At 73.8% G+C, this 23,267-nt stretch carries 22 protein-coding genes; 13 read left to right on the top strand and 9 right to left on the bottom strand.

Annotated features, from left to right (window positions below):
* Positions 1-7 precede the first annotated feature (7 nt).
* From AB0L29_RS05205 to AB0L29_RS05190, 4 genes are read left to right on the top strand one after another with little or no spacing between them, the layout of a single operon-like run.
* Positions 8-193 carry a hypothetical protein gene (locus tag AB0L29_RS05205; protein ID WP_365823509.1) on the top strand — a complete coding sequence of 62 codons (186 nt, stop codon included), beginning with the start codon at positions 8-10 and terminating at the stop codon, positions 191-193.
* Complete coding sequence (locus AB0L29_RS05200; RefSeq protein ID WP_365823507.1) at positions 190-939, top strand: hypothetical protein; 750 nt, start codon at positions 190-192, stop codon at positions 937-939. The genes AB0L29_RS05205 and AB0L29_RS05200 overlap by 4 nt, the downstream gene beginning before the upstream one ends.
* Positions 940-993: 54 nt before the next feature.
* The gene (locus tag AB0L29_RS05195) at positions 994-1,230 is read left to right on the top strand and encodes a hypothetical protein (protein ID WP_365823505.1); all 237 of its coding nucleotides are present in this window, start codon (positions 994-996) and stop codon (positions 1,228-1,230) included.
* Positions 1,231-1,253: 23 nt separating this feature from the next.
* A complete protein-coding gene (locus AB0L29_RS05190) occupies positions 1,254-1,751 on the top strand; it encodes a DUF3618 domain-containing protein (RefSeq protein WP_365824054.1) in 498 nt (165 codons plus the stop codon).
* A 138-nt stretch (positions 1,752-1,889) separates the two neighbouring features.
* Here AB0L29_RS05190 and AB0L29_RS05185 read toward each other — a convergent pair whose 3' ends face one another.
* The gene (locus AB0L29_RS05185; protein WP_365823503.1) at positions 1,890-2,840 is read right to left on the bottom strand and encodes a YihY/virulence factor BrkB family protein; all 951 of its coding nucleotides are present in this window, start codon (positions 2,838-2,840) and stop codon (positions 1,890-1,892) included.
* A 112-nt stretch (positions 2,841-2,952) separates the two neighbouring features.
* On the opposite strand from AB0L29_RS05185, the gene AB0L29_RS05180 reads away from it, so the two are divergent.
* Positions 2,953-3,657 carry a hypothetical protein gene (locus AB0L29_RS05180; RefSeq protein WP_365823501.1) on the top strand — a complete coding sequence of 235 codons (705 nt, stop codon included), beginning with the start codon at positions 2,953-2,955 and terminating at the stop codon, positions 3,655-3,657.
* Between the two features lie 51 nt (positions 3,658-3,708).
* Here AB0L29_RS05180 and AB0L29_RS05175 read toward each other — a convergent pair whose 3' ends face one another.
* On the bottom strand, positions 3,709-5,547 hold the full coding sequence (locus AB0L29_RS05175) for an endonuclease/exonuclease/phosphatase family protein (protein ID WP_365823500.1): 1,839 nt from the start codon (positions 5,545-5,547) through the stop codon (positions 3,709-3,711).
* Between the two features lie 304 nt (positions 5,548-5,851).
* Here AB0L29_RS05175 and AB0L29_RS05170 point away from each other — a divergent pair, with 304 nt between their 5' ends.
* On the top strand, positions 5,852-7,294 hold the full coding sequence (locus tag AB0L29_RS05170) for a hypothetical protein (protein WP_365823498.1): 1,443 nt from the start codon (positions 5,852-5,854) through the stop codon (positions 7,292-7,294).
* A gap of 384 nt (positions 7,295-7,678) precedes the next feature.
* Positions 7,679-8,272 carry a helix-turn-helix domain-containing protein gene (locus AB0L29_RS05165; protein WP_365823496.1) on the top strand — a complete coding sequence of 198 codons (594 nt, stop codon included), beginning with the start codon at positions 7,679-7,681 and terminating at the stop codon, positions 8,270-8,272.
* A gap of 71 nt (positions 8,273-8,343) precedes the next feature.
* Here the strand turns inward: AB0L29_RS05165 and AB0L29_RS05160 are convergent, their stop codons facing one another.
* The 7 genes from AB0L29_RS05160 to AB0L29_RS05130 all read right to left on the bottom strand — a co-directional run bounded on the left by AB0L29_RS05160 (position 8,344) and on the right by AB0L29_RS05130 (position 16,102).
* Positions 8,344-9,579, bottom strand: a complete 1,236-nt coding sequence (locus AB0L29_RS05160) for a TerD family protein (protein WP_365824052.1) — start codon at positions 9,577-9,579, stop codon at positions 8,344-8,346.
* A 332-nt stretch (positions 9,580-9,911) separates the two neighbouring features.
* Positions 9,912-10,901 carry a zinc-dependent alcohol dehydrogenase family protein gene (locus AB0L29_RS05155; RefSeq protein ID WP_365823494.1) on the bottom strand — a complete coding sequence of 330 codons (990 nt, stop codon included), beginning with the start codon at positions 10,899-10,901 and terminating at the stop codon, positions 9,912-9,914.
* The gene (locus tag AB0L29_RS05150; RefSeq protein WP_365823493.1) at positions 10,898-11,764 is read right to left on the bottom strand and encodes a carbohydrate ABC transporter permease; all 867 of its coding nucleotides are present in this window, start codon (positions 11,762-11,764) and stop codon (positions 10,898-10,900) included. The genes AB0L29_RS05155 and AB0L29_RS05150 overlap by 4 nt, the downstream gene beginning before the upstream one ends.
* Complete coding sequence (locus tag AB0L29_RS05145; protein WP_365823491.1) at positions 11,761-12,711, bottom strand: sugar ABC transporter permease; 951 nt, start codon at positions 12,709-12,711, stop codon at positions 11,761-11,763. The genes AB0L29_RS05150 and AB0L29_RS05145 overlap by 4 nt, the downstream gene beginning before the upstream one ends.
* Positions 12,708-14,078 (bottom strand): sugar ABC transporter substrate-binding protein, encoded by a 1,371-nt coding sequence (locus AB0L29_RS05140; RefSeq protein WP_365823489.1) that lies wholly within the window; start codon positions 14,076-14,078, stop codon positions 12,708-12,710. The genes AB0L29_RS05145 and AB0L29_RS05140 overlap by 4 nt, the downstream gene beginning before the upstream one ends.
* Positions 14,079-14,185: 107 nt before the next feature.
* Complete coding sequence (locus AB0L29_RS05135; protein ID WP_365823487.1) at positions 14,186-14,968, bottom strand: DeoR/GlpR family DNA-binding transcription regulator; 783 nt, start codon at positions 14,966-14,968, stop codon at positions 14,186-14,188.
* A 324-nt stretch (positions 14,969-15,292) separates the two neighbouring features.
* Positions 15,293-16,102, bottom strand: coding sequence for an NAD(P)-dependent oxidoreductase (locus tag AB0L29_RS05130; protein WP_365823486.1), 810 nt, complete (start codon positions 16,100-16,102; stop codon positions 15,293-15,295).
* Between the two features lie 260 nt (positions 16,103-16,362).
* Here AB0L29_RS05130 and AB0L29_RS05125 point away from each other — a divergent pair, with 260 nt between their 5' ends.
* The 6 genes from AB0L29_RS05125 (at position 16,363) to araD (ending at position 23,168) form a co-directional block, all read left to right on the top strand.
* Positions 16,363-17,304, top strand: a complete 942-nt coding sequence (locus AB0L29_RS05125; protein WP_365823485.1) for a 5-dehydro-4-deoxyglucarate dehydratase — start codon at positions 16,363-16,365, stop codon at positions 17,302-17,304.
* On the top strand, positions 17,301-18,464 hold the full coding sequence (locus AB0L29_RS05120; protein ID WP_365823483.1) for a hypothetical protein: 1,164 nt from the start codon (positions 17,301-17,303) through the stop codon (positions 18,462-18,464). The genes AB0L29_RS05125 and AB0L29_RS05120 overlap by 4 nt, the downstream gene beginning before the upstream one ends.
* Positions 18,465-18,780: 316 nt before the next feature.
* Entirely contained in the window at positions 18,781-19,398 is a 618-nt protein-coding gene (locus AB0L29_RS05115; protein ID WP_365823481.1) for a TIGR03086 family metal-binding protein, read from the top strand.
* Between the two features lie 448 nt (positions 19,399-19,846).
* Positions 19,847-20,515 (top strand): GntR family transcriptional regulator, encoded by a 669-nt coding sequence (locus AB0L29_RS05110; protein WP_365823479.1) that lies wholly within the window; start codon positions 19,847-19,849, stop codon positions 20,513-20,515.
* Positions 20,512-21,420 (top strand): dihydrodipicolinate synthase family protein, encoded by a 909-nt coding sequence (locus tag AB0L29_RS05105; RefSeq protein ID WP_365823477.1) that lies wholly within the window; start codon positions 20,512-20,514, stop codon positions 21,418-21,420. The genes AB0L29_RS05110 and AB0L29_RS05105 overlap by 4 nt, the downstream gene beginning before the upstream one ends.
* Entirely contained in the window at positions 21,417-23,168 is a 1,752-nt protein-coding gene (gene araD / locus AB0L29_RS05100) for an L-arabinonate dehydratase (protein WP_365823475.1), read from the top strand. Before AB0L29_RS05105 ends, araD begins: the two co-directional genes overlap by 4 nt.
* Positions 23,169-23,267 lie beyond the last annotated feature (99 nt).

Genomic DNA, 23,267 nt, shown 5'->3' with positions numbered 1-23,267 from the left:
GGTCACCATGGCCATGACGGTCACCGAACGACGGCATGTCATGGGAGGCGTCATGAAGCTCGGCAAGGCACTGGCCACCGGGGTCGCGCAGGAGCAGGAGCAGCCGCAGGCCCACGAGGAAGAGCCCGGCATCCCCGCCGAGGACCGGCGGACCGAGGCGGCGGCGCCCGAAGAGGCTCCGGTCCCCCGATGAGGCTGCGGCTCCCGCAGGAACGCCCGACGGAGCCGCCGACCGGATACAAGATCGCCCACCCGGTGCTGTCCCAGGACGGCACCCGGGCCGGGTTCACCGGTGTGTCGCTCGGCGGCGCGCTGCCGTACGGAGTCCTGGCCGACGCGTCCTGCGTCTACGGGCTGCGGCACAGGGCACCGCACCGCCGCTGCGACTGCGGCTTCCACTGCGTGCACGACCGGTCGGCGGCCGAGGCGCTGCTGTGCACGGCCGGCCACCGGACCGCCGTGCTGCTGGAGGTCGCGGTCCTCGGCTCCTACATCCGCTTCGAACGCGGGTTCCGCTACGCCCGGCAGCGGGTGCGCAGCGTGACCGTCGGACCGTGTGCCTGCGGTGCGGCGGCGGTGGCCCTGGCCGACGCCGGCTGGGGGCGGCCGGGCTGGCGGGCGCTGGCGCCCTCCTGCGCGGGGTGCCTGCGGGGACGGGCGTCGGTGTCGCCGGCCGGGTTCGCGCGGCTGGCGGGGGACGGGGTGCGGGTGGTGCCGGCGCGGACCGGGCCCGCGGGGAGCGTGGCCCGGGACGGTACGGGGCCCGCGGGGAGCGTGGCCTGGGACGGTACGGGGTCCGGTGGGGCGGACACCGGTGAAGGGTTCGGGGTCGCGGAGCTCGTCGCCGAGGCGGCTCTGCTGCAGGCCCGGCTCGACTGGTTCCAGACCCAGCTGGCCCGGTTGGGTGAGCGTGGACCCGGCGGGGCCGCGCAGGGGTAGCCGGGGCGGGGCCCGGGTACCCGGCCGGTCCGGACCGAGAGGAGGCGGAACGCCGTGACCCGGAGCACGTACGACGGGGCCGTTCACGACGGGCGCCACCGCGTGGGCGAGCCCTTCGGGCAGGCCGCGGAACAGCCCTCCGGGCCCGGACGGCAGGAAGTGGCGCTCGCGCCGGCCGGCACGGCGGTGGTGACCGGCCGGAGCCGGCCGCGCCGCACCTCCCTTGCCCGGGCAGGCCGTCGCGGCATCGAGGCCGACGTCGAGGAGATCAGGGAAGGGACGCATCGATGACGGACGCGACGGGCCCGGACGCGATGAGCGGGGGCGCGACGAAGGGCGGCGGTCCGGCCGGGCAGGCCGGGGCCGGTGGGGCCAAGGGCCCCGACGAGTTGCAGCAGCAGATCGAGCGGACGCGCAGCGACCTCGGCGACACGGTCGAGGAGCTGGCGGGGAAGATGGACGTGAAGGGCCGGGCGCGGGCCCGGGCCGCCGACCTCAGGGACAAGGCCGGGGCGATGACGGTGCAGTTGCGCAGCAGCGCGGCGCAGGCCGGTCACACCGTGCAGGACAAGGCGGCGCAGGCGGGCCACCGCGTGGAGCACGGCGTGACCGCGCCGGTGCGGACCGTCGTGCGGGCCGGGAGGCGTCATCCACGATCGGTGCTGGTCGCCGGGGTGGCGGCGGGCGCGGCGGTCGTCGCGGCGGGGGCGCTGCGGTGGCGGCACGCTGTGTACGCCGGGTACGGCAGGTACGCCGGGCACGGGGTGTACGGCAGGTACGCCGGGTACGGGCGGCACCGCCGGCGCCGCTGACCCGTGTGGTGCGGCCCCGGCCGGGTGTGACCGGCCGGCCGGGGCTTCGACGTGCGCGGGTGCCCGCGGCGACGGGGTGCCCGCGGCGGCCCGGGCGGGGTGGCCCGGCAGCCGTCCCGCACCGCCTCGGGGCGGGGGTCAGTGCCCCTTCGCCGCACGGAGCCGCGGGGGCCACTTCCGGGTGTCCCGCGGCTCCACGTACGGTTCCTCCGTCGGGGGACGCCCGTGGGCGATCGCCCGTTCCCGGGCCAGTTCCGCGTCGAACTCCAGGCCCAGCAGGATCGCCAGGTTGGACAGCCACAGCCACACCAGGAAGACGATGGCGCCGGCGAGGGTGCCGTACGTCCTGTTGTACGTGCCGAAGTGGGCCGCGTAGACGGCGAAGCCGGCGGAGGCGACCAGCCAGATCACCGTGGCCAGGACGCTGCCCGGGGAGATCCAGCGGAAGCCGCGGCCGCGGACGTTGGGGGCCGCCCAGTACAGCAGGCCGATCATCAGGGCCACCAGGAGCAGCAGGACCGGCCACTTGGCGACGCCCCACGCCGCGATCGCCGCGTCGCCGAGACCGATCGCCGTGCCCGCCCGCTCGGCCAGGGGGCCGGTGAACACCACGATCAGGGCGCTCGCGGCGAGCATCAGCATCAGGGCCACGGTCAGCACCAGGCGCAGGGGTGTGAGCTTCCAGACCGGGCGGCCCTCCGGCAGGTCGTAGACCGCGTTGGAGGTGCGGATGAACGCGGCGACGTAGCCGGATGCCGACCACAGCGCGAAGAGCAGGCCGAGGACGGCCAGGACGCCGCCCGTGCCGCCGCTGTCGCCCAGCTGGACCACCGCGTCGTGCAGGATGTCCCTGGCCGGGCCCGGCGCCAGGTCCCCCGTGTTGTCGAGGATCCTGTCCGTGGCGCGCCGTCCCACCACGCCCAGCAGGGAGACCAGCACCAGCAGGGCCGGGAACAGCGACAGGACGCCGTAGTACGTCAGCGCGGCCGCGCGGTCGGACAGTTCGTCGTCCAGCAGCTCCTTGAACGTGCGGTACGTCACCGCCCGCCACGACCGTGCGGGCAACCGGCTGGGGCCGTCCTTGTCCATGACCAGGAGGGTGTCCCGAATTCCCGTGCGCAATCTCCCACTTGACCTGAATCTCGGTTGAGGTCGCACGGTGGTGGATGCACGTGTTCGTCATCGAGGAGCGGAGGTACGAATGACCCGCCGTACGACCGAACATCCCGACCTCACCGACGCCCGGGTCCTCGCGCCCTTCTTCAGCACCTGGCGGGTGGGCACGCCCGAGCGGCAGCGGGAGACCGTCGAGGCGATCGGGCGGACCTGGGAGCGCCGGCCGTGGCCCACGGACGACCTGGCGGGGTATCACATCTACGCCGGGCACGACGGATCCACCCTGATGCACTACTCGCAGTGGAGGAGCGAGCAGGGGTACGAGTCGTTCGTGAAGGCGCACCGGCAGGAGCGGGTCGACGAGATCGACACCGCGGTGCCGGGCATCGAGCGGGTCAGGATCGACCGGTACCGGCGCTACCGCAGCCGCGAGCGCGCGGTGGACGACGCCCGTGTGCCGGGGCTGATCATGGCCGTGCGCATCGACTTCGAGGAGGGGGCGGCCGAGGAGCGGCGCGACTGGGTGGACCTCGTGCTGAAGGCCCTGGCCGACGACCCCGAGGGGCACCGCGGGATGATCTCGGCCCACTTCCACCTCAGCACCGACGGCAGCCACGTCCTGAACTACGCCGAGTGGGAGAGCGCCCGTGCCTACGACGAGGCGTGGGAGGCCCCGGGCGAGGGCATCGGGTCGCCGACCGGGCTGTGGGACCGGGTGCGGACCCATCCGGGGGTGCGGGCGTTCACCGGCCACCGGTACACGCACGCCCTCGGGCTCGTGCCCGGGTGACAGCCCGGCGGGGCCGGCCGGCCGCGGCGGCCGGCCGGCCCCGGGCGTGCGCTACGGGCGGAAGCGCAGGACCTGCGGGTCGTGGTCGCTGATCTGGTCGTGGAACTCCGCGTTGATGTGCACGCTGTCGTAGTCGAGGCCGCAGCCGCGGCGGATCGAGGGGCTGACCAGGATCTGGTCGAGGACCTGGCTGTTGCCCTGGTACGTGTAGCTGTACCGCTCGCTCCTGGGCAGCGACTTGACCGCCGACCACAGCTCGCCGTCGCCCTCGAGGATCTTCGCGGTCTCGGAGAACTCGAAGTCGTTGATGTCGCCGAGGGCGATGACGTCCGCGTTCTTCTGGACGGCGAGGACGTCCCCGACGAAGGCGTTGACCAGGGCGGCCTGTTGGTGGCGCTGGGTCTCCGAGCTGCGGGCCGGGGGCTGGTACTGCGAGGTCAGGCCCTGGTCGCCGCCCTTGGAGTTGAAGTGGTTGGCGATCACGATGACCGTGCGGCCGCGGAAGACGAACTCGCCGGCCAGCGGCTTGCGGCTGTTCTTCCAGGCCTCCTCGGCCGGGGCGACGCGCCCGGGCGAGACGGTCAGGGCCGCCCTGCCGCGCACCCGGGTCACGCCGACGGCCGTGGTGGCGTCACCGCCCGCGCGGTCGGTGAAGGAGACCCGCTGCGGGTTGAAGAGGAACACCTGGCGGATGTTGCCGCCGGGCTCGCCGCCGTCCGCGTCGTCGGCGGGGTCGATGCCGCGCCAGTCGTAGCGTGGGCCGCCCGCCGCCACGATCGCCTCGATCAGCCCGCCCACCGTCCGGCCGGCGGTGACCACGCCGTCGTCGGTGGCGCCGTTGTCGTCCTGGATCTCCTCCAGGGAGACGATGTCGGGCGACTTCAGGTTGTCCACGATCGCGGCGGCGTGCGCGGCGAAGGTGTCGTCGGAGGGGTCGAGGTTCTCGACGTTGTAGGTCGCCACCGCCAGCTCGCCCTGCTTCTGCCCGCGGGTCGTCTCGCGTTCCAGGCCGCCGCTTTGCAGGGCGCCGAGCTCGTTCGCGACGAGGGTGTAGCCGCCGAACTGGTTGTAGTCCAGCGGGCCCGCGGTGGTGCCGGTGAGGGTGTCGCCGACGTTCGCCTCCGGGAAGCCGGCGGCCGGGCCGAGGGACTGGACCTGCAGGCGGCCGGTGTTCTGGGCGTCGTAGGAGCCGTAGACCGTGCCGCCGCGGCGGCTGGGGTTCTCCCGCGGCTTCACCGTGACCCACAGCTCGGTGTACGGGTCGGTGGCGCCGACCACGCGGGCGTCGGCGACCCGGACGTTCATGCCCTCCAGGGACTCGTAGAAGTCGAGGGCGTACCGGGCCGGCCGCAGGCGCAGGCCGTTGACCGAGCCGTTCGCGGCCGGGTCGCCGGACGGGGTGTAGGCGTCCGGGACGGACCGCGCGTCCACGGCCGTCGCCGCGGGGACGGGGTGGCCGCCGGAGACGACCGTGAACGTCGGCCGGGTGATCTCGGTCAGCGACTGGTTGCCGGAGGAGGCGCCGCCGGGGACGTACTCCGCGACCGTGCCGGAGACCGCGACCAGGTCGCCGACGGCCACGCCCTTCGGCGCCGAGTTCGTGAAGACGAAGACGCCCTCGCTGGTGGCCGGGTCGGCGTCCGGGGCCGGGTCCTGGATCCAGAAGCCCTTCGACGAGCCGTAGGTGCGGATGCCGGTGACGACGCCGGTCACGTCCGTGACCTGCTGGCCGGCGTAGGGCGATGTGCGGGTGCTGCCCTGGATGTCGTGGACGCGCACGGAGTCGGCGTGCGCGGGCGTGGGGAGGACGACCAGCTGGGTGGCCGCCGCCGCGGAGCACACGGCGGCGACGGTGAGCGCGGCGAGGCGCGCGGACGACTTGCTCGGCAAGGGAGTTCCCTCCGGGGACGTGACGGACGCCGGGACGGGGGTGGAGCCGGACGGTGGGAGCCGCGCCCTGTGGTGCGGCGCGGCGTGCGTAGGAAGACGGTGGACGCCGGACGGTGCGTGGGGTGATCCGGTGAACAGGTGTCCGCCGACTTCTACGCGCGTCAATCTCCAGCTTGGTCCGGCCACTTGTCAAGGTTCGGGCCAGGTACGTCCACCCACGGGGAGATGAAGCGGGCGGCATGGGTGGAAACCCGTCTAGGCTGAGCGGGCGAGTCGTACGAAGGCGTCCTAGGAGAAACAGCCGATGTCAGACAGCTCCCCCCTGCCGCCGGTGCTGCTGCACCCCGAAGCGGAGCTGGCGCGCGACGCCCTGTCCACGCCCCTGCTCTCCCGGGCCGCGCGGCTGGCCCGCTGGGCGGGCCCGGACACCCGGGTCGACGCCGGGGGCGGGCTCGTCGACGAGCAGCTGCCGGCGGCGGCCGAGGCGCTCGGTCTGAGCGGGGAGGACGCCGAGGCGTACGCGAGCGAGGCGTGGCGGGTCGCCGTGGACACCGGCCTCGTCGAGGTCGTCGACGAGGAGGAGGGCACCGTGGCGGCGGGCGGGGACCTCGCGCTGCTCACCGAGGGCTCGCCGCAGGACGTCCTCGGGGTGTGGCTGGGCGCCCTGGAGACCGTGCTCGCCGACGCGAGCGTGCCCGGCCTGGAGGGCCTGGCCGACGCGGTCGCCGCCGGCGGGAGCGGCCTCTCCTCCCTCGGCTGGGACCCGGAGGCCGAGGCGGAGTTCCTCGACGGGGTGCTCGGGAACCTCTACCTGCTCACCGTCGGCGGGGAGGCGCCCGGCGGGGCGCCGGTGCCGCTGCCGGCGCTGGCCGCGTCGGTGATCGTCCCCAGCGGCATGGGCGAGCCCACCAACGACGTCCTGGAGCAGGTGTCGGACGCGATGATGCGGCTGGACGAGCAGTTCCGGATGCTGGAGCCGGTGGGGCTCGTGGAGTACCAGCCGGTCGACGAGGCGCTGATGGCGGAGGCCGACGGCACCGGCTCCGCCGCGGCGGAGCCGGCCGCGCCCGTCGACGACACCGACGTCTCCCGCTACGGCATGGTGCGGCTGACGCCGCTCGGGCTGTACGGGCTGCGCTCCCGGCTGCTGGAGGCCGGGTTCGAGGCGCCCGCGGTCGGGGACCTCGCCGACAAGGGGGCCGACGCGCTGCTCGACGGCACGGCCGCGTTCCCGCCGGCGGTGGCGCAGGCCGAGACCGAGCAGTGGCTGGCGCGCCGCGAACCCCTCGCCGCGGTACGGGAGTTGCTGGCGGCGGCGCGCGGCTCGGACGCCGGTGCTCCGCTGCGCCGGCTGCGCTGCCAGCAGGCGCTGTCGCTGGTCGGCGCGTCGGCCGAGCCGGCGCTGCGGGAGGTCCTCGACGACGCCGAACTGGGCGGGCTCGCACGGGTGTGGCTGACCGAGCACGGGGCGTCCGACGTACCGGCGCCCTCCCAGGAGATGGTCTTCTGGCTGACCGTCGACACGCTCGCCGCGCAGCTCGCCGCCGAGGGCAACTCCGAGGAACTGCGCGCGCTGGCGCAGGGGCTGGCCCGGCAGCACAGCGGGTTCTTCGACACCGTCTGGCGGGTCGATCACCCGGCCACGGCGGAGGTGCTGGAGGCGATGGGGCGGCTGCACCCGGACAAGAGGATCGCGAAGGAAGCGCGGAAGGCGGCGTTCAAGGCGCGCTCCCAGCAGGGAGGGTGAGAGGGCGCCCGCGTCCGGGACGCCGGCGTTCCGAGGCCGCCGAAGCGCCGCGGGAGCCGAACGGCCGGACACGGCGCGGTGCCCGAAGCGGTGATCGACTCGCTCGCCCGTCCCGCGGCACGCGCTCCTGGAGGGCGGTCGCCCCGCGGGCGGCGGACGCGGACCTCGTCGCGTCCGGACGGACGGTGCCCCTGCCCGAGGCCACCCGGGACGCCGGCCGGCCCGGAGCGGGCGGGGCCGCCCGGGCCGGGCCTGGCCCGCACCGCGAGGGGGGCGCGGGCCACGCCCCGCACCCGCCCACCGGTGTGCCCCGGTGTCCCGCCTGCGCCGCCGGCGTCCTCGATAACATGCGGGCAAGGGCCCCGGTGTGCGAGGAGTTGCTGGATGACGCGGGTCAGGGCCATGCGCGCGGACGCCCGGCGCAACCACGACCGGTTGCTGAGGGCGGCGGTGGAAGCCTTCGCCGAGCACGGGGAGGGCGCCTCGCTCGACGACATCGCCAAGCGGGCGGGGGTCGGCTCCGGCACGCTGTACCGGCACTTCCCGACGCGCCGGGCACTGCTGGAGGCCGCGTACCTCGACCGGATCGAGGCGGTCGCGGCGCGCGCCGACGAGCTCGCCGCACGACTGCCGCCCGGTGCGGCGCTGCTGGAGTGGCTGACCGAACTCGCTGCCGGGATGATCCAGGTCCGCGGGCTGAAGGCCCTGCTCGGCTCGGCCGTGACGGACGCCGGCCCGGCCGCGGCCCCGGCCTGCGGCGACTGCGTGAAGAGCGCGGCGGCGCGGCTGGTCGGGGCGGCACAGCGGGAGGGGACGCTGCGGCCCGACGTCGACCCGGTCGACGTGCTGCGCCTGGCCCACGGCGTGGTCACGGCGTCGGAACTGGCGGACGGGGAGGGCCGGCACATCCGCCGGTATCTGACGTTGCTGACGGAGGGGTTGCGGCCGGGCGCCGGGCACCGCGCGCCGGGCGCCTGAACGCCGGGCGCCCCCGGGCGGGGGCGCCTTCGGGATCGTACGGGCGCCGCGGCACCCCGGCCGCCGTCCCGCTACAGCGCCTGGGCGGCCGGCTTCACCATCCCGCGGACCGTGCGCGACTTCACGAAGTCGCCCATCGCCGTCATCTCCCACTCGCCGGAGAACTGCCGGATGAGCTTGGCCATCATCACGCCCGTCTGCGGCTCGGCACTGGTGAGGTCGAAGCGGACGAGCTCCTCGCCGGTGGTGCCGTCGAGCAGCCGGCAGTAGGCCTTGGCCACCTCGGTGAACTTCTGGCCGGAGAAGGAGTTGACCGTGAAGACCAGGCCCGTGACCTCCTGCGGGAGACGGCCGAGGTCGACCGTGATCACCTCGTCGTCTCCGCCGCCCTCGCCCGTGAGGTTGTCGCCGGAGTGCCGGATCGCGCCGTTCACGATCTGCAGCTTGCCGAAGTAGCAGCTGTCGATGTGGTTGCGCTGCGGGCCGTAGGCGATGACCGAGGCGTCCAGGTCGATGTCCTTGCCGCGGTACGCCGGTTCCCAGCCCAGGCCCATCCTGATCTGGGAGAGCAGCGGACGGCCGCCCTTGATCAGGGAGACGGTCTGGTTCTTCTGGAGGCTGACGCGGCCCTTGTCGAGGTTGATCTTCCCGGTGCCGGCGCCGGGAGCGGCGGCGGGCGCGGCCGGGGAAGCCGCCGGGGCGGCGGAAGGCCGGACGGCGGCCGGGGGAGGGGTGGCCGGCCGGGGCGGAGCGACCGGCTGCGAAGGGGCGGCCGGCTGGGAAGGGGCGGCCGGCTGGGGGGCGGCCGGGGCCGGTTCCTCCACCGTGACGCCGAAGTCGGTGGCGATGCCCGCCAGGCCGTTGGCGTACCCCTGGCCGACGGCGCGGGCCTTCCACTGGCCGTTGCGCAGGTAGATCTCGATGATCACCAGAGCGGTCTCGGAGCCGAGCCGCGGGGGCGTGAAGGTGGCCAGGACGGACTGGTCGTCCGCGTTGCGGACGGTGGCCGTCGGCTCGATGCCCTGGAAGGTCTGCCCCGGGGCGTCCGGGCTCGCGGTGACGACGATCTTCTCGATGCCGGGCGGGACGGCGGTCGTGTCGACCGTGATCGCGTCGGGGGCCGTGCCGCCGCCCGGGCGGTACGTCACGCCCGGGCCGGCCGGCTGGTTGTAGAAGATGAAGTCGTCGTCGGAGCGCACCTTGCCGTCGGCGGTGAGCAGCAGGCCCGATACGTCGAGCCGCACCGGGGCGGCGACGTCCACCGTCACGCGGGCGGCGGACAGGGGGATGTTCGAGCCGGGGGTCATAGCTGTCATGCAGGGTGAACGAGCGGGGCCGTTTTACCGTTCCCTTACCCTGCGCCCGATCGGGCCGGCGCCGGCCGTGAGGACGGCCGGCGCCGGAGGTCCCGGCCCCCGTGCGAAACCGTGCCGCGCGGGGGCCGGGAGGGGCCGCGGGGCGGCCGTGGCGGGCGATGCGGACGGTGCCGCCCGCGTGGACCGCGCAGGCGGCACCCTGGGGAGGGGCATGCCCGCGACGGCAGGGACGGGGGCTGCGGGAGCGGACACCACGCGGTGCCCGCTCCCGCAGCCCCGCCCGTCCCGTCCTCGAGGGCCCGCGCCCCGCGGCGCGGACGCGCCTAGGGCACGACCACGATCTTGCGGCCCACCCCGGCCGCGAACTGCTCCAGCGCCTCGGGGTAGCGCTCCAGCGGCACGCGGTCGCTGATGAAGACCTCGGGATCCAGCACCCCGTTCGCGAACAGCTCCGCCGCCCGCTCGAAACTGTGCAGGACCGCCATCGAACCGGTGATGGTGATCTCCTGGTTGTAGATGCGGTACGGGTCGATCGTCACGCGCGTCGCGTAGTCGGCGACCCCGAACTGCAGGAACGTTCCCGCCTTGGCCACCCGCTCCAGGCCGTCCTGGATCGCCGCCGCGTTGCCGGTCGCGTCGACGACCACGTCCCAGCCCTGCGGGCGGTCCAGCTCGTCCGCGCTGGTGGCCGACGCCGACACGCCCAGCCGGCGGGCCGTCTCCAGCCGTGCCGGGTTGACGTCGACCACGTCCACGCTGGCCGCGCCCGTCCGCTTGGCCAGCTCCAGCATCATCAGGCCCATCGTGCCGGAGCCGTAGATCAGCACGTGCGCGCCCAGGCGGGAGTTGAGCACGTCGTAGCCCCGCACCGCGCAGGACAGCGGCTCCACGAGGGCCGCGTCCTGGGTGCGGACGTGCTCGGGGAGCTTCACGCAGTTCGCCACCGGGGCCAGCGCGTACTTCGCCGCGCCGCCCGCCGTCGTCACGCCGATCGCCGCCCAGCGCTCGCACATGTTGTTGTGGCCGTCGCGGCAGTAGCGGCACTCGTAGCAGTACAGGGACGGGTCCACCGCGACCCGGTCGCCGATCGCCAGCTCCGTGACCTGGGTGCCGACACCGACCACCTCGCCCGCGAACTCGTGCCCCGGCACGATCGGCAGCTTCGGGGCGAACTCGCCCTGGAGGATGTGCAGATCCGTCCCGCACAGTCCGCAGGCCGCGACCTCGACGACGACCTCGCGCGGCCCGGGCGTCGGGTCCGGGACCTCGGCGACGACGGCCCGGCCCACGGACTCGATGACGGCGGCCTTCATTTCACGGCTCCCAACGACAGGCCCTGGACGAGTTTGTCCTGGGCGGCGAACCCCGCGGCGAGCACCGGCAGGGAGATGACGAGCGACGCGGCGCACACCTTCGCCAGGAACAGGCCCTGGCTGGTGATGAAGCCGGTCAGGAAGACGGGGGCGGTCTCGGCGACGACGCCCGTGAGGACCCGGGCGAAGAGCAGCTCGTTCCAGCTGAAGATGAAGCAGATCAGCGCCGTCGCCGCGATCCCGGGCAGGGCGATGGGGGCCACCACGCGCCACAGGATCGTCGGCAGTTTCGCGCCGTCGATCTGCGCCGCCTCGATGATCGCGGTCGGCACCTCGGAGAGGAAGGACTGCATCATCCACACCGCGATCGGCAGGTTCATGGCGGTGTAGAGGATGACCAGCGTCCAGACGTTGTCGAGCAGGCCGGCGTTCTTGGCGAACAGGTAGATCGGCAGCAGGCCCGCCACCAGCGGCAGCATCTTGGTCGACAGGAAGAAGAACAGGACGTCGGTCCACTTCTTCACCGGCCGGATGGACAGCGCGTACGCGGCGGGCAGCGCGAGGAGCAGCGTCAGCAGCGTGGAGGCGACCGAGGCCGTCGCCGAGTTGATCAGGGGCGGCCAGGGGCTGGCGCCGCCGTTCAGCCCGAAGAACTGGCGGTAGCTGTCCAGGGTGAGGGAGGCGGCGAGGGAGGGCGGGTTGGTCGCCGCGTCCGCCTCCGAGTGGAAGGACGTCAGGACCATCCACAGCAGGGGCAGCACGAACAGCAGGCCGGCCAGCCACGCGGTGACCCCCACGGCGGCGCCCCGGAGCCGTCCGCCGGGCCGGGTGCGCCGCGGGGCGGCGGTGGTGAGAGTGGTCATCCGCGGGACGCCTCCTCACGGAACAGGGACGACACCACGCGCAGCGCGAAGGTCGCCAGGACGATCGAGCCGATGACGACGATGACGCCGGCCGCCGAGGCGAGACCGTTCTCGTGCGCCTGGTAGAAGGTCTGGTAGATGGTGTACGGCAGGTTGGCGGTGCCCAGGCCGCCGGAGGTGATGGTGTACACCGCGTCGAAGTTCTGCACGATGTAGATCGAGCCGAGCAGCACGCCCAGTTCGAGGTAGCGGCGCAGATGCGGCAGGGTGATGTGGACGAACACCTGCCAGTCGCCGGCGCCGTCCATCCGGGCCGCCTCGACCAGTTGCGGGTCGCGGCTCTGCAGTCCGGCGAGCAGGATCAGCATCATGAACGGGGTCCACTGCCAGATCAGCGAGGCCTCGACCGCCGCCAGCGGCATCTCGGAGATCCAGTCCGGCTGGGGCGCCCCGTCCCCTCCGATCGCGTGCAGGATGCCGTTGAACAGGCCGTACTCGGGGTTGAACAGCACGTGCTTCCACAGCAGCGCGGCGGCGATCGGCACCAGCAGGAAGGGCGCGATGAGCATCGTGCGCACGGCGGCCCGGCCCCGGAAGCGGCGGTCCAGCAGGAGCGCCAGCAGCAGTCCGAGCACCAGGCTGACCAGCACCACCGTGACGGTCAGCAGCACGGTCGTCCACACGGACTTGCGCAGCTCGGGCGTGCTGAGGACCTCGGAGTAGTTGGCGAGGCCGGCGAAGTGGCGCTGGTCCGGGTACAGCGCGTTCCAGTCGTAGAACGAGATGACCAGGGTCGCCACGAAGGGCAGCTGCGTCACCGCGATCATGAAGATCAGGGCGGGCAGCAGGGGGGCACGGGTGGCCCACGCGCGCAGGCGGCCCGGCGGCCGGGCCGCCTGCCGCGCGGGGGCGGCGGCGACCCGGGCGGGGGGAGTCGTGACGGTCATGATTCCTCGTACTTCTCGGCGACGGCCTCGGCGAGCCGCTGCGCCTTCTTCAGCGCGCTGTCCACGGACTGCCGGCCGGCGATGGCGGAGCTGATCTCCTGGGAGACCTTGGTGCCCAGGTCGGTGAACTCGGGGATGCCGACGAACTGGATGCCGGGCGCGGGCCGGGGCTGCACGCCCGGGTTCTCCGGCTTGGCGCCGGCGATGGCGTCCCGGGTGACGTCCGCGAAGGCGCCCGCCTCCTTGCGGTACTGCGGGATGTCGTAGGTCGACGCGCGCTTGCCGGCCGGCACGTTGGCCCAGCCGATCTTCTCGCCGACGAGCTTCTCGTACTCCTTGCCGGAGGCCCAGGAGATGAACTTCCAGGCGTTCTCGGCGTTCTTGGACGCCTTCTGGACGCCCCAGGCCCAGGTGTAGAGCCAGCCGGAGCTGTCGGTCTTCTCGACCGGGGCCGGGACGTAGCCGATCTTGCCCTTGACCGGGGAGCCGTCGGCCTCCAGGGAGCCGGCGCCCGCCGTGGCGTCGTACCACATGGCCGTCTTGCCCTGGGTCATGTTGTTCAGGCACTCGGCGTAGCCGGCCTGGGCGGCGCCCGCCTCGCCGTGCTTGCGGACCAGGTCGACGTAGAACTGCGTGGCCTCCTTGAACTCCTTGGAGTCCAGCCGCGCCGTCCAGTCCTTGTCGAACCAGGTGCCGCCGAAGGTGTTGACCACCGTGGTCAGCGGGGCCAGGACCTCGCCCCAGCCGGGCAGGCCGCGCAGGCAGATGCCCTTCATGCCGGACGCGGACCCGTCCACCTTCGCCGCCAGGTCGGCGACCTGCTTCCAGGTGGGCTTGGCGGGCATGGTCAGGCCCTCCTTCTCGAAGACGTCCTTGCGGTACATCAGGAAGGAGGACTCGCCGTAGAAGGGCTGGCCGTAGAGCTTGCCGTCCTCGCCGGTGAGGGCCTGCGTCATCGGGGGGAGGATGTCGTCCTGGTCGAAGGCGGTGTCCTTCTCGACGTAGGAGTCCAGGGAGTGGAGCCACCCGTTCTTGGCGTAGATCGGGATCTCGTAGTTGCTGAGCGTGGCGACGTCGTACTGGCCCGCCTGGTTGGCGAAGTCCTGGCTGATCTTGTCCCGGACGTCGTTCTCCGGGAGGACGGTGAAGTTCACCTTGATCCCGGTGTCCTTGGTGAAGTGGTCGGCGGTGAGCTTCTGCAGCTCCACCATCTGCGGGTTGTTCACCATCAGGACGTTGAGGGAGTCGCCGCCGGAGGAGGCGGACCCGCCGGCGCCCGAGCAGGCGGTGAGCAGCGGGGTGAACAGCGTCCCTACGGTGGCCACGGCGATCAGGGTGCGTGGCGCTCGTCGGCTCTGGGGTCGCATGCGGTGCTCCTGGATATATGCGGATAAAGGGGACTGTCGCGGGTGGGAGGGGTCTTCGAGGGGGTGTCCGGATCCGTGTGTGCGGTGCGCCGTGGCCGGCCCGGGCCTCAGACGCGGATGACCTGGGGTCCCAGGAGGGAGTAGCGGTGGGCTTCGGCCGAGGGCAGCAGCGTGCTCGTGACGATCGCCTCCAGCGCGCCGACCTCGGCGAACCGGCAGAAGCTGACCGCGCCGAACTTGGTGTGGACACCTGCGAACACGGTGCGCCGCGCGGATCGGATGGCCTGCGCCTTGACCTCGCTGACGGCCGGGTCGGGGGTGGTGAGGCCGTGTTCGCGGGAGATGCCGTTGGCGCCGATGTACGCCAGGTCGATGACGAAGCCGGCGAGCATCTTCGTGGTCCAGTGGTCGACCGTCGCGAGGGTGCCGGAGCGGACCCGGCCGCCCAGCAGCAGGACGCTGGCGTTCTCGGCCTCGGCGAGCGAGCCCGCGACCGGCAGGGACGCGGTGACCACGGTCAGCGGCCGGTCGCGCGGCAGGGCCTCGGCGATGAGCTGCGGGGTGAAGCCCTCGTCGACGAAGACCGTCTCGGCGTCCCCGATCAGCTCGGCCGCGGCGGAGGCGATCCGGCGCTTCTCGGGCACGTGGCTGGTGGCGCGGAAGGAGAGCGTCGTCTCGAAGCCGGCGCTCTCCACGGGGTAGGCGCCGCCGTGGGTGCGGCGGAGCAGGCCGTGGTCCTCCAGGACGCGCAGGTCGCGCCGTACGGTCTCCTTGGCCACGCCCAGGTCGTCGGCGAGCGCGGTGACGTCGACCGAGCCGCCGGCCCGCGCGAGACGCAGGATCTCGCGCTGGCGTTCCTCGGCGGTCCTCACCGTCTTCGCCGTCGTCATCGCCGACACCCGCTCCCTGACGTGATCCGGGCCCGTCCGCCTCCGGGGCGTCCGAGCCGATGCTGCCCGTTCGGGCCCGGTGGGGCCCGTGGGGGAAGTTCTACAGCGGAGATGCGGTGCTGACCAGGTCTGTTGCGAAGTCGATGCTGCCCGTTTCTGCCCGTTCTGCTGAAGGGGGGCCCGTCTGGGACCTGCGATACCGTGGGTCGGTGCGTGAGATCGGGCATCGCGGATGCCCGAATGCGGGAGCGGGCGGGCCCGTTTGCTGCCCGCCCGCTCCCGCGAACGCTCGTTTTCCGCCGTCCCGGCCGGATCGGTGCCGGGTCAGTGGGGCCAGATCGGCGGGTCGGTCACGAAGTGTCCGCCGAGGCGGGCGTGCGCCGGGTTCCCGGGGTCCAGCTCCCCCTGCTCGGCGACGAGTTTTCCGGCGTACGGCTCGGAGTCGTCCTGCGGCTCGTAGCCGAGCGCCCGGGCGGAGGACAGGTCCCACCACAGGCGGGTGTTGGCGGAGGAGCCGTAGACGACGGTGTGGCCGACGTGCTCGGCGGTCAGGGCGGCGTGGAAGAGGCGGGCGCCGTCGGCGGGGCTCATCCACACCGAGAGCATGCGCACGCTGGTCGGCTCGGGGAAGCAGGAGCCGATCCGCACGGAGACGGTCTCCAGGCCGTGCTTGTCCCAGTAGAGCTGGGCGAGGTCCTCGCCGAAGGACTTGGACAGGCCGTAGAAGGTGTCGGGGCGGCGCGGGGTGTCGACCGGGATGAGCGGGTCGCCCTCCCGGGGGCGCGGGGTGTAGCCGACCGCGTGGTTGGAGGAGGCGAAGACGATGCGCCGCACGCCCTCCTCGCGGGCCGCCTCGTAGAGGTGGTAGGTGCCCTCGATGTTCGCCTTGAGGATCTTCTCGAAGGGGGCTTCCAGGGAGATGCCCGCCAGGTGGATGATCGCGTCGACGCCCCGGACGGCCTCGCGCACGGCCTCCCGGTCGGCGAGGTCGGCGGTGATCGCGTCCGGTTCGCCCTCGACGGGCCGCAGGTCGAACAGGCGCAGCTCGTAGCCGTACCCGGGGAGCAGGTCCCGCATCAGGGTGCCGAGCCCGCCGGCGGCGCCGGTGAGCAGAACGGTGCGGGGAGCGGGCATCCTCGGGTCTCCTTGACTCGGCGGTGACTCGGCGGTGACTCGGCGGTGTGCACCTGGACGGTTGTGCATATGAGTGCACCGCATTCATATGCGTGGACACGGTAGGGAGCCGTGGCGTGACCCGTCAAGAGTGCCGTCCGGGCGGTGAATCCGCTGGTGTGTCGCGAGTGGGCCCGCTTGACCGGCCTCGCGGTGGCACCTTAGCGTGAACGTGTTCAGAAATATAGACGCAGATCATGAATATGGAACCGGGAGAGCCCGTGACGCCAGCCCCTCTCGCCGCTCGACTCCGTATCCCCAGCGGGCCGCTGTTCTTCCCGGTCACCGCCTACGGCCCCGACGGCTCCGTGGACCTCGACGTCTGCCGCACCCACGTGAGGCGCGGGATCGAGGCCGGTGCCGCCGCCGTCTTCGCCTGCTGCGGCACCGGGGAGTTCCACGCGCTCGCCCCCGAGGAGTTCCAGGCGTGCGTACGGGCGGCCGTCGAGGCGGCCGAGGGACGCGTACCGGTCGTCGCGGGCGCCGGATACGGCACCGCGCTCGCCGTGCACTACGCCCGCCTCGCCGAGGAGGCCGGGGCGGACGGGCTGCTCGCCATGCCCCCGTACCTCGTCGTCGCCGCGCAGGAGGGGCTGCTGCGGCACTACCGGCAGGTGGCCGCCGCGACCTCCCTGCCGGTCGTCGTCTACCAGCGCGACAACGCCGTGTTCACCCCGGAGACCGTCGTCGCGCTGGCCCGCACCGACGGGATCGTCGGACTCAAGGACGGGCTGGGCGACCTGGAGCTCGTGCAGCGGATCGTCAGCGCCGTCCGCACCGAGGCGCCGGGCGACTTCCTCTACTTCAACGGACTGCCGACCGCCGAGCAGACCCAGCTCGCCTACCGCGGCATCGGCATCACGCTCTACTCCTCCGCCGTGTTCTGCTTCGCGCCGGAGATCGCCGTCGCCTTCCACCAGGCCCTGGAGGCCGGGGACGAGACCACCGTCCGGCGGCTCCTGGACGGCTTCTACCGGCCGTTCGCCGACCTGCGCGCCCAGGGCCGCGGCTACGCCGTCTCCCTGGTCAAGGCGGGGGTACGGCTGCGCGGGCTCGACGTGGGCGAGGTGCGGCCCCCGCTGCACGAGCCGGCCGAGGACCATGTCAAGCAGCTCGCCCAGGTGATCGAGCGCGGGTACGCGCTGCTGGAGGAGGCCCCGTGAAGGCGTCGGCGTTCGTCTATCCCTGGGACGTCGACGGGGACCCGGAGGCACCCGGGCGGATCGCCGCGCTCGGCGTGGCACAGGTGACGCTCGCCGCCGCCTACCACTCCACGCGCGCGCTGACGCCCCGCCACCCGCGCCACCGGGTCGTCACCGCCGAGCACGCCGCCGTGCTGTACCCGGCGGACGAGCGCTGGGACGGGCGGACGCTCCGCCCGTACCCGGCCGGCGACTGGGCGCCCGGGGACGCCTTCGGCGCGGCGGCCGGCGCGCTCGCGGACGCCGGTCTGGAGGTGCACACCTGGGTCGTGCTCGCGCACAACTCCCGCCTGGGCGCCGAGCACCCGCACACCTCGGTCGTCAACGCCTACGGCGACCGCTACCCGTGGGCGCCCTGCATCGCGCAGCCCGCCACCCGCGCCTACCTCGTCGACCTGGCGGCGGAGGCGGCGGTACGGCCCGGCGCGCGCGGCACCGAGCTGGAGTCCCTCGGCTGGTACGGCCTCCAGCACCTGCACGCCCACGACAAGACCGGCGGGGTCGGCCTCGGGGACGCCGGGCAGTACCTGATGTCCCTGTGCTTCTGCCCGGACTGCGGGCAGGGCTACGGCCGGCACGGCCTGGACGCGGGCGAGCTGGCCGCCGCCGTACGCGCCGCGCTGGAACCGGTGTGGCGGGGGGCGCCCTCCGACGGGGGCTGGACGGGCGTCGAGAAGCTCCTCGGGCAGACGAGGGCCGCCGCCACGCGCGCCTGGCGCGACGAAACGGCCCGCACCCTGCAGGAGGCGGCCGTGCGCGCGGTGCGCGAGGCCGCGCCCGAGGGGTTCCAGGTGCTGCTGCACGCGGACCCGGTGTCGTACCACTGCGGCGCGAACGCCGGCGTCGACCCCGCGCACATCCTGTCCGTCGCGGACGGCGTCGTCGTGCCCTGCACGGGCGGCGCGCAGGCGCTGACGCCGTTCGCGCGGCAGGGCCGCGCGGCGGCCGTCATCGCCGCGAACCTCACCGTCGTCTCCGGCATGGGCGGCAGCCCGGGCACGCTCGCGGCGGACGCGGCGCGGGCCCGCGGGCTCGGCGCCACCGAACTGCGGCTGTATCACGCCGGGCTGGCGTCGGACGGCGACCTGGAGGCGGTGCGCGCGGCACTCGCCGGACTCTGAGACCCCCGCGGCAGCGGGCGGCCGTCACCGGCAGGGCCAGGCCGAGGACCACCGGCACGGGCCGGTGGCCGGCCGGTTCCACCGCGGCCGCCCCCGGCCGGCGGCGGCCCGCGGGCGGCCCGGGCCCGTCCTCCCGTGCGCGCGGCACGGTCCGGGTGCCTTGGCCCGGGTGCTTGTCGTGCCCGTTCGTTGTGGTGCCGAGGGCCCGGGGCGGGGACCGGTCGATTCCGATGGAGACGGGCACCCCGGCCGATGAGTTCCGCGGACGCCGTCGGTCTGTCCTTCAGGAGCCCGCCTTTTTTCTGAGGAGCAGCGGATGACCGGCACCACCGACACCACCAGCACCACCGGCACGATCCTCGACCTCGGACCGCAGGCGGCGATCGTGGCGCGCCTCGCCGCGGCCGTCGCCGACGAGCGGCTGGCGGACGCGACACCCTGCCCGCGGTACGCGGTGCGCCACCTGCTGGGCCACCTGGCCGGGCTGGCCGTCGCCTTCCGCGACGCCGGGCGCAAGGACCTGGGCCCCACGACCGACACCAGCCCGGACACCACCGTCCCGGACGTCGGACCGGGCTGGCGCGAGGAACTGCCCAGGGTCCTGGAAGAACTGGCCGGGGCGTGGCGGGACCCGGCCGCCTGGACCGGCACGACCCGCGCCGGGGGCGTGGAGCTGCCCGGCGAGGTCGCCGGCGCCGTCGCGGCCGACGAACTGGTCGTGCACGGCTGGGACCTGGCCCGCGCGACCGGGCAGGACTACGAGCCCGACCCGGCCGCGCTCCGGGCGTCGTACGCCTTCCTGGCGGCGGCCGTCGCCGATCCCGGCCGCGACGACATCTTCGGACCCGTCGTCCCGGTCCCGTCCGGCGCGCCGCTGCTGGACCGGGTGCTGGGGCTGAGCGGCCGGGACCCGGGCTGGACGCGGCCCGTGTGAGGCGGGGCGGCGGTACCTTCGCGAAGTTGCGGTGGCACAGCAACGTCGGGAGTCCGGGGCGGGCTCGTGCACGGCGGGCCCGCCCCGCCCGTCCCCCTCCCGCGCCAAGCCCCGGCCGGATCCGCCCGCCCCGTCGGCCCGCTCCCGTGCAAGACCGGCACCGGCACACGTCGCGAAGGCGAACGGGATCCGCGGGCCCGCCCGAGGCGCGGGGGCGCCGGCCCGCCCCGCCCCTCCGCGCGGCCCCGCCCCGCCCCTCCGCGCCGGTCCCGCGCGGCGCGGCCGGCCGGCGACCTCGACTTCCTCCGTCGGAGGCATTGACGAAGCACGGAGCCGCTCCTACGGTCGTCGCGTCGTACTTCGTACGTCATATATGAGACGCGATACATGAGATCGGATACACGTGATCCGACCTGCTGACGTGATCCACGAGATCCGAGAGGCGCGCATGACCTCTGTGCCCACGCCGATCCCCTCCCGCACGCAGTTCGTGCTGGAGGAGATCAAACGCCGCATCCTGACCGGGCGCCTGACGCCGGGCCAGGCCCTGGTCGAGACCGAGCTCGCCGCGCAGTTCGGGGTGTCCAAGACCCCGGTGCGCGAGGCGCTGAAGACCCTGGCCGGCACCGGACTGGTCGTGATGAGCCAGTACAAGGGCGTCACGGTGCGCATGGTGGACGCCGACATGGCGCGCGAGGTCTACGACGTGCGGCTGCTGCTGGAGCCCGAGGCGCTCAGGCGCGCCGTGCGCCGCGGGGCTTCCCTGGACGCGGCCCGCTCCGCGCTGGCCCGGGCCGACGCGGCCACCGACACCGCCGAACGCTCGCTCGCCAACCGGGAGTTCCACCGCGCCCTGTACCTGCCGTGCGGCAACCCGCTGCTCGGCCGGATGCTCGACGAGGTCCGCGACCAGGCCGCCCTGGTCTCCGCCGTCGCCTGGGCCGCCGACCCGTCCTGGGAGCGGGAGGCCGGCGAGCACCGGGAGATCCTGCGGCTCGCCCTCGACGGGGACGCGGACGGCGCGGCGCGCGCCCTGCACGCCCACATCGCGTCGTTCGTCGAGCGGGCCTTCCCCTCCGCGCAGGCCGGGCCCCGGGGAGAGGACGGTCCGGCATGACGACGACGTTCGAGACCCAGCGCACGGCCCTGGCCGACGTGGTGGCCATCCCGGTCACCCCGTTCGCCGAGGACGGCTCGGTCGACCGGGACACCTACCGGACCCTGCTGCGCCGTCTCCTCGACGGCGGCATCACCACCCTCACCCCGAACGGCAACACCGGCGAGTTCTACGCCCTCACGCCCGAGGAGCGCCGCCTGGTCACCGAGCTGACCGTCGAGGAGGCCGGCGACCGGGCCGTGGTCCTGGCCGGCGTCGGGCACGACGTACCCACCGCGGTGGCCTCCGCCCGGCACGCCCGGCGGCTCGGCGCGCAGATGGTGATGGTCCACCAGCCCGTCCACCCGTACGTCTCCCAGGCCGGCTGGGTCGACTACCACCGCGCCATCGCCGAGGCCGTTCCCGAGCTCGGTGTCGTCCCCTACATCCGCACCGCGCAGCTCACCGGCGCCCGTCTCGCCGAACTCGCCGACGCCTGCCCGAACGTCGTCGGCGTGAAGTACGCCGTCCCGGACGCGGCCAGGTTCGCCGCCTTCGCGCGGGACGCGGGACTGGACCGGTTCGTGTGGGTCGCCGGGCTCGCCGAGCCGTACGCCCCCTCCTACTTCTCCGCGGGCGCCACCGGCTTCACCTCGGGCCTGGTGAACGTCGCCCCGGCCGTCTCGCGGAACATGATCGACGCGCTGCGCTCCGGCGACTACCCGGCCGCCATGAAGGTCTGGGAGCAGATCCGCCGCTTCGAGGAGCTGCGCGCCGCCAACGGCTCCGCCAACAACGTCACCGTCGTCAAGGAGGCACTCGCCTCGCTCGGGCTGTGCCGCCGCGAGGTCCGCCCGCCGAGCAAGCCGCTGCCCGAGACCGAGCGCGCCGAGGTCGCCGCCATCGCCGCCGGGTGGTCCATATGACCGGTGCGACTCCGCCGCGCAAGCGCCCCGAGGAGCTCAGGAGCCACCAGTGGTACGGCAGCGGCGTCGCGTCGGGGCTGCGCTCCTTCAGCCACCGCGCCCGCACCCGCCAGCTCGGCTACCTGCCCGAGGAGCACCTCGGCAAGCCCGTCGTCGCGATCCTCAACACCTGGTCCGACATCAACCCCTGCCACGTCCACCTGCGCGAGCGCGCGCAGGCCGTGAAGCGCGGGGTGTGGCAGGCCGGGGGCTTCCCGCTGGAGTTCCCCGTCTCCACCCTCAGCGAGACCTTCCAGAAGCCGACCCCGATGCTCTACCGCAACCTCCTCGCCATGGAGACCGAGGAACTGCTGCGGTCGTACCCGGTCGACGGCGCCGTACTGATGGGCGGCTGCGACAAGTCCACGCCCGCCCTGCTCATGGGGGCCGCGTCCGTGGACCTCCCGGCCGTCTTCGTCCCGGCCGGCCCGATGCTGCCGGGCCACTGGCGCAACGAGGTGCTCGGCTCCGGCACCGACATGTGGAAGTACTGGGACGACCGCCGCGCCGGCCTCATCGGCGACTGCGAGATGCAGGAACTGGAGAGCGGCCTGGCGCGCTCGCCCGGGCACTGCATGACGATGGGCACGGCGTCCACGCTCACCGCCGCCGCCGAGGCGCTCGGCGTGACCGTCCCGGGTGCCTCCAGCATCCCGGCCGTCGACTCCGGACACGACCGGATGGCCGCCGCGGCGGGGCTCAGGATCGTCGAACTGGTCCACCGGGACCGGAAACTGAGCGACATCCTCACCCCGGAGGCCTTCGAGGACGCGGTGACGACCGTCCTCGGCCTCGGCGGCTCGACCAACGCCGTGATCCACCTGATCGCCATGGCGGGCCGCGCGGGGGTGAAGCTCACCCTGGACGACTTCGACCGCATCGCGCGCACGGTCCCGGTGCTGGCCAACGTACGGCCCGGCGGACGGACGTACCTCATGGAGGACTTCCACTTCGCGGGCGGCCTGCCCGGGTTCCTCTCCCGGATCCCGGACCTGCTGCACCTGGAGCGGCCCACCGTCTCGTACGACACCCTGCGCGAGCAGCTCGCCGGTGCGCGGGTGCACGACGACGACGTGATCCGGCCCCGGGACAACCCGGTCGCGAGCGAGGGCGGGGTCGCCGTGCTGCGCGGCAACCTGTGCCCGGACGGCGCGGTCATCAAGCACATCGCCGCCGAGCCGCACCTGCTGAGGCACACCGGCCCCGCGGTCGTCTTCGACGACTACCGGACGATGCAGCGGACCATCAACGACCCCTCGCTCGGCATCACCCCCGAGCACGTGCTGGTGCTGCGCAACGCCGGCCCCAAGGGCGGTCCGGGCATGCCCGAGTACGGGATGCTGCCCATCCCCGACCACCTGCTCAGGCAGGGCGTGCGGGACATGGTCCGCATCTCCGACGCCCGGATGAGCGGCACCAGTTACGGCGCGTGCGTGCTGCACGTGGCGCCCGAGTCGTACGTCGGCGGACCGCTGGCGCTGGTGCGCGACGGAGACCTCATCACCCTGGACGTCGAGGCCCGCACCCTGCGCCTCCACGTGGACGACGAGGAGCTCCGGCGGCGCAGGGCGGCGTGGACGCCGCCGCCCACGCGCTACGAGCGCGGCTACGGCGCGCTCTACAACGACCAGATCACCCAGGCGGACACCGGCTGCGACTTCGAGTTCCTCGCCCGGCCGGGCCGGGTGCAGGACCCGTACGCGGGTTGAATCGACGCGCCTCGCGCGATCTTCCCGGCGCGCCCCCCTGAACAGGAAGAAAGCGCTTCACCCCGGCAGGTCCCGCTCCACCCGCTCGCGAACGCACGA

Source organism: Streptomyces sp. NPDC052701, from assembly GCF_040678355.1.
Classification (GTDB): Bacteria; Actinomycetota; Actinomycetes; order Streptomycetales; family Streptomycetaceae; genus Streptomyces.
This window is presented reverse-complemented; position numbering and strand designations above follow the sequence as displayed.

Excerpts from the sequence above, each read along its gene's own strand:
- AB0L29_RS05205 (WP_365823509.1), top strand. The coding sequence starts at position 8 with ATGGCCATGACGGTCACCGAACGACGGCATGTCATGGGAGGCGTCATG.
- AB0L29_RS05110 (WP_365823479.1), top strand. The coding sequence starts at position 19,847 with ATGACCTCTGTGCCCACGCCGATCCCCTCCCGCACGCAGTTCGTGCTG.
- AB0L29_RS05140 (WP_365823489.1), bottom strand. The coding sequence starts at position 14,078 with ATGCGACCCCAGAGCCGACGAGCGCCACGCACCCTGATCGCCGTGGCC.
- AB0L29_RS05170 (WP_365823498.1), top strand. The coding sequence starts at position 5,852 with ATGTCAGACAGCTCCCCCCTGCCGCCGGTGCTGCTGCACCCCGAAGCG.
- araD (WP_365823475.1), top strand. The coding sequence starts at position 21,417 with ATGACCGGTGCGACTCCGCCGCGCAAGCGCCCCGAGGAGCTCAGGAGC.
- AB0L29_RS05135 (WP_365823487.1), bottom strand. The coding sequence starts at position 14,968 with ATGACGACGGCGAAGACGGTGAGGACCGCCGAGGAACGCCAGCGCGAG.
- AB0L29_RS05130 (WP_365823486.1), bottom strand. The coding sequence starts at position 16,102 with ATGCCCGCTCCCCGCACCGTTCTGCTCACCGGCGCCGCCGGCGGGCTC.
- AB0L29_RS05165 (WP_365823496.1), top strand. The coding sequence starts at position 7,679 with ATGACGCGGGTCAGGGCCATGCGCGCGGACGCCCGGCGCAACCACGAC.
- AB0L29_RS05145 (WP_365823491.1), bottom strand. The coding sequence starts at position 12,711 with ATGACCGTCACGACTCCCCCCGCCCGGGTCGCCGCCGCCCCCGCGCGG.
- AB0L29_RS05115 (WP_365823481.1), top strand. The coding sequence starts at position 18,781 with ATGACCGGCACCACCGACACCACCAGCACCACCGGCACGATCCTCGAC.
- AB0L29_RS05155 (WP_365823494.1), bottom strand. The coding sequence starts at position 10,901 with ATGAAGGCCGCCGTCATCGAGTCCGTGGGCCGGGCCGTCGTCGCCGAG.
- AB0L29_RS05180 (WP_365823501.1), top strand. The coding sequence starts at position 2,953 with ATGACCCGCCGTACGACCGAACATCCCGACCTCACCGACGCCCGGGTC.
- AB0L29_RS05150 (WP_365823493.1), bottom strand. The coding sequence starts at position 11,764 with ATGACCACTCTCACCACCGCCGCCCCGCGGCGCACCCGGCCCGGCGGA.
- AB0L29_RS05185 (WP_365823503.1), bottom strand. The coding sequence starts at position 2,840 with ATGGACAAGGACGGCCCCAGCCGGTTGCCCGCACGGTCGTGGCGGGCG.
- AB0L29_RS05200 (WP_365823507.1), top strand. The coding sequence starts at position 190 with ATGAGGCTGCGGCTCCCGCAGGAACGCCCGACGGAGCCGCCGACCGGA.
- AB0L29_RS05160 (WP_365824052.1), bottom strand. The coding sequence starts at position 9,579 with ATGACCCCCGGCTCGAACATCCCCCTGTCCGCCGCCCGCGTGACGGTG.
- AB0L29_RS05190 (WP_365824054.1), top strand. The coding sequence starts at position 1,254 with ATGAGCGGGGGCGCGACGAAGGGCGGCGGTCCGGCCGGGCAGGCCGGG.
- AB0L29_RS05105 (WP_365823477.1), top strand. The coding sequence starts at position 20,512 with ATGACGACGACGTTCGAGACCCAGCGCACGGCCCTGGCCGACGTGGTG.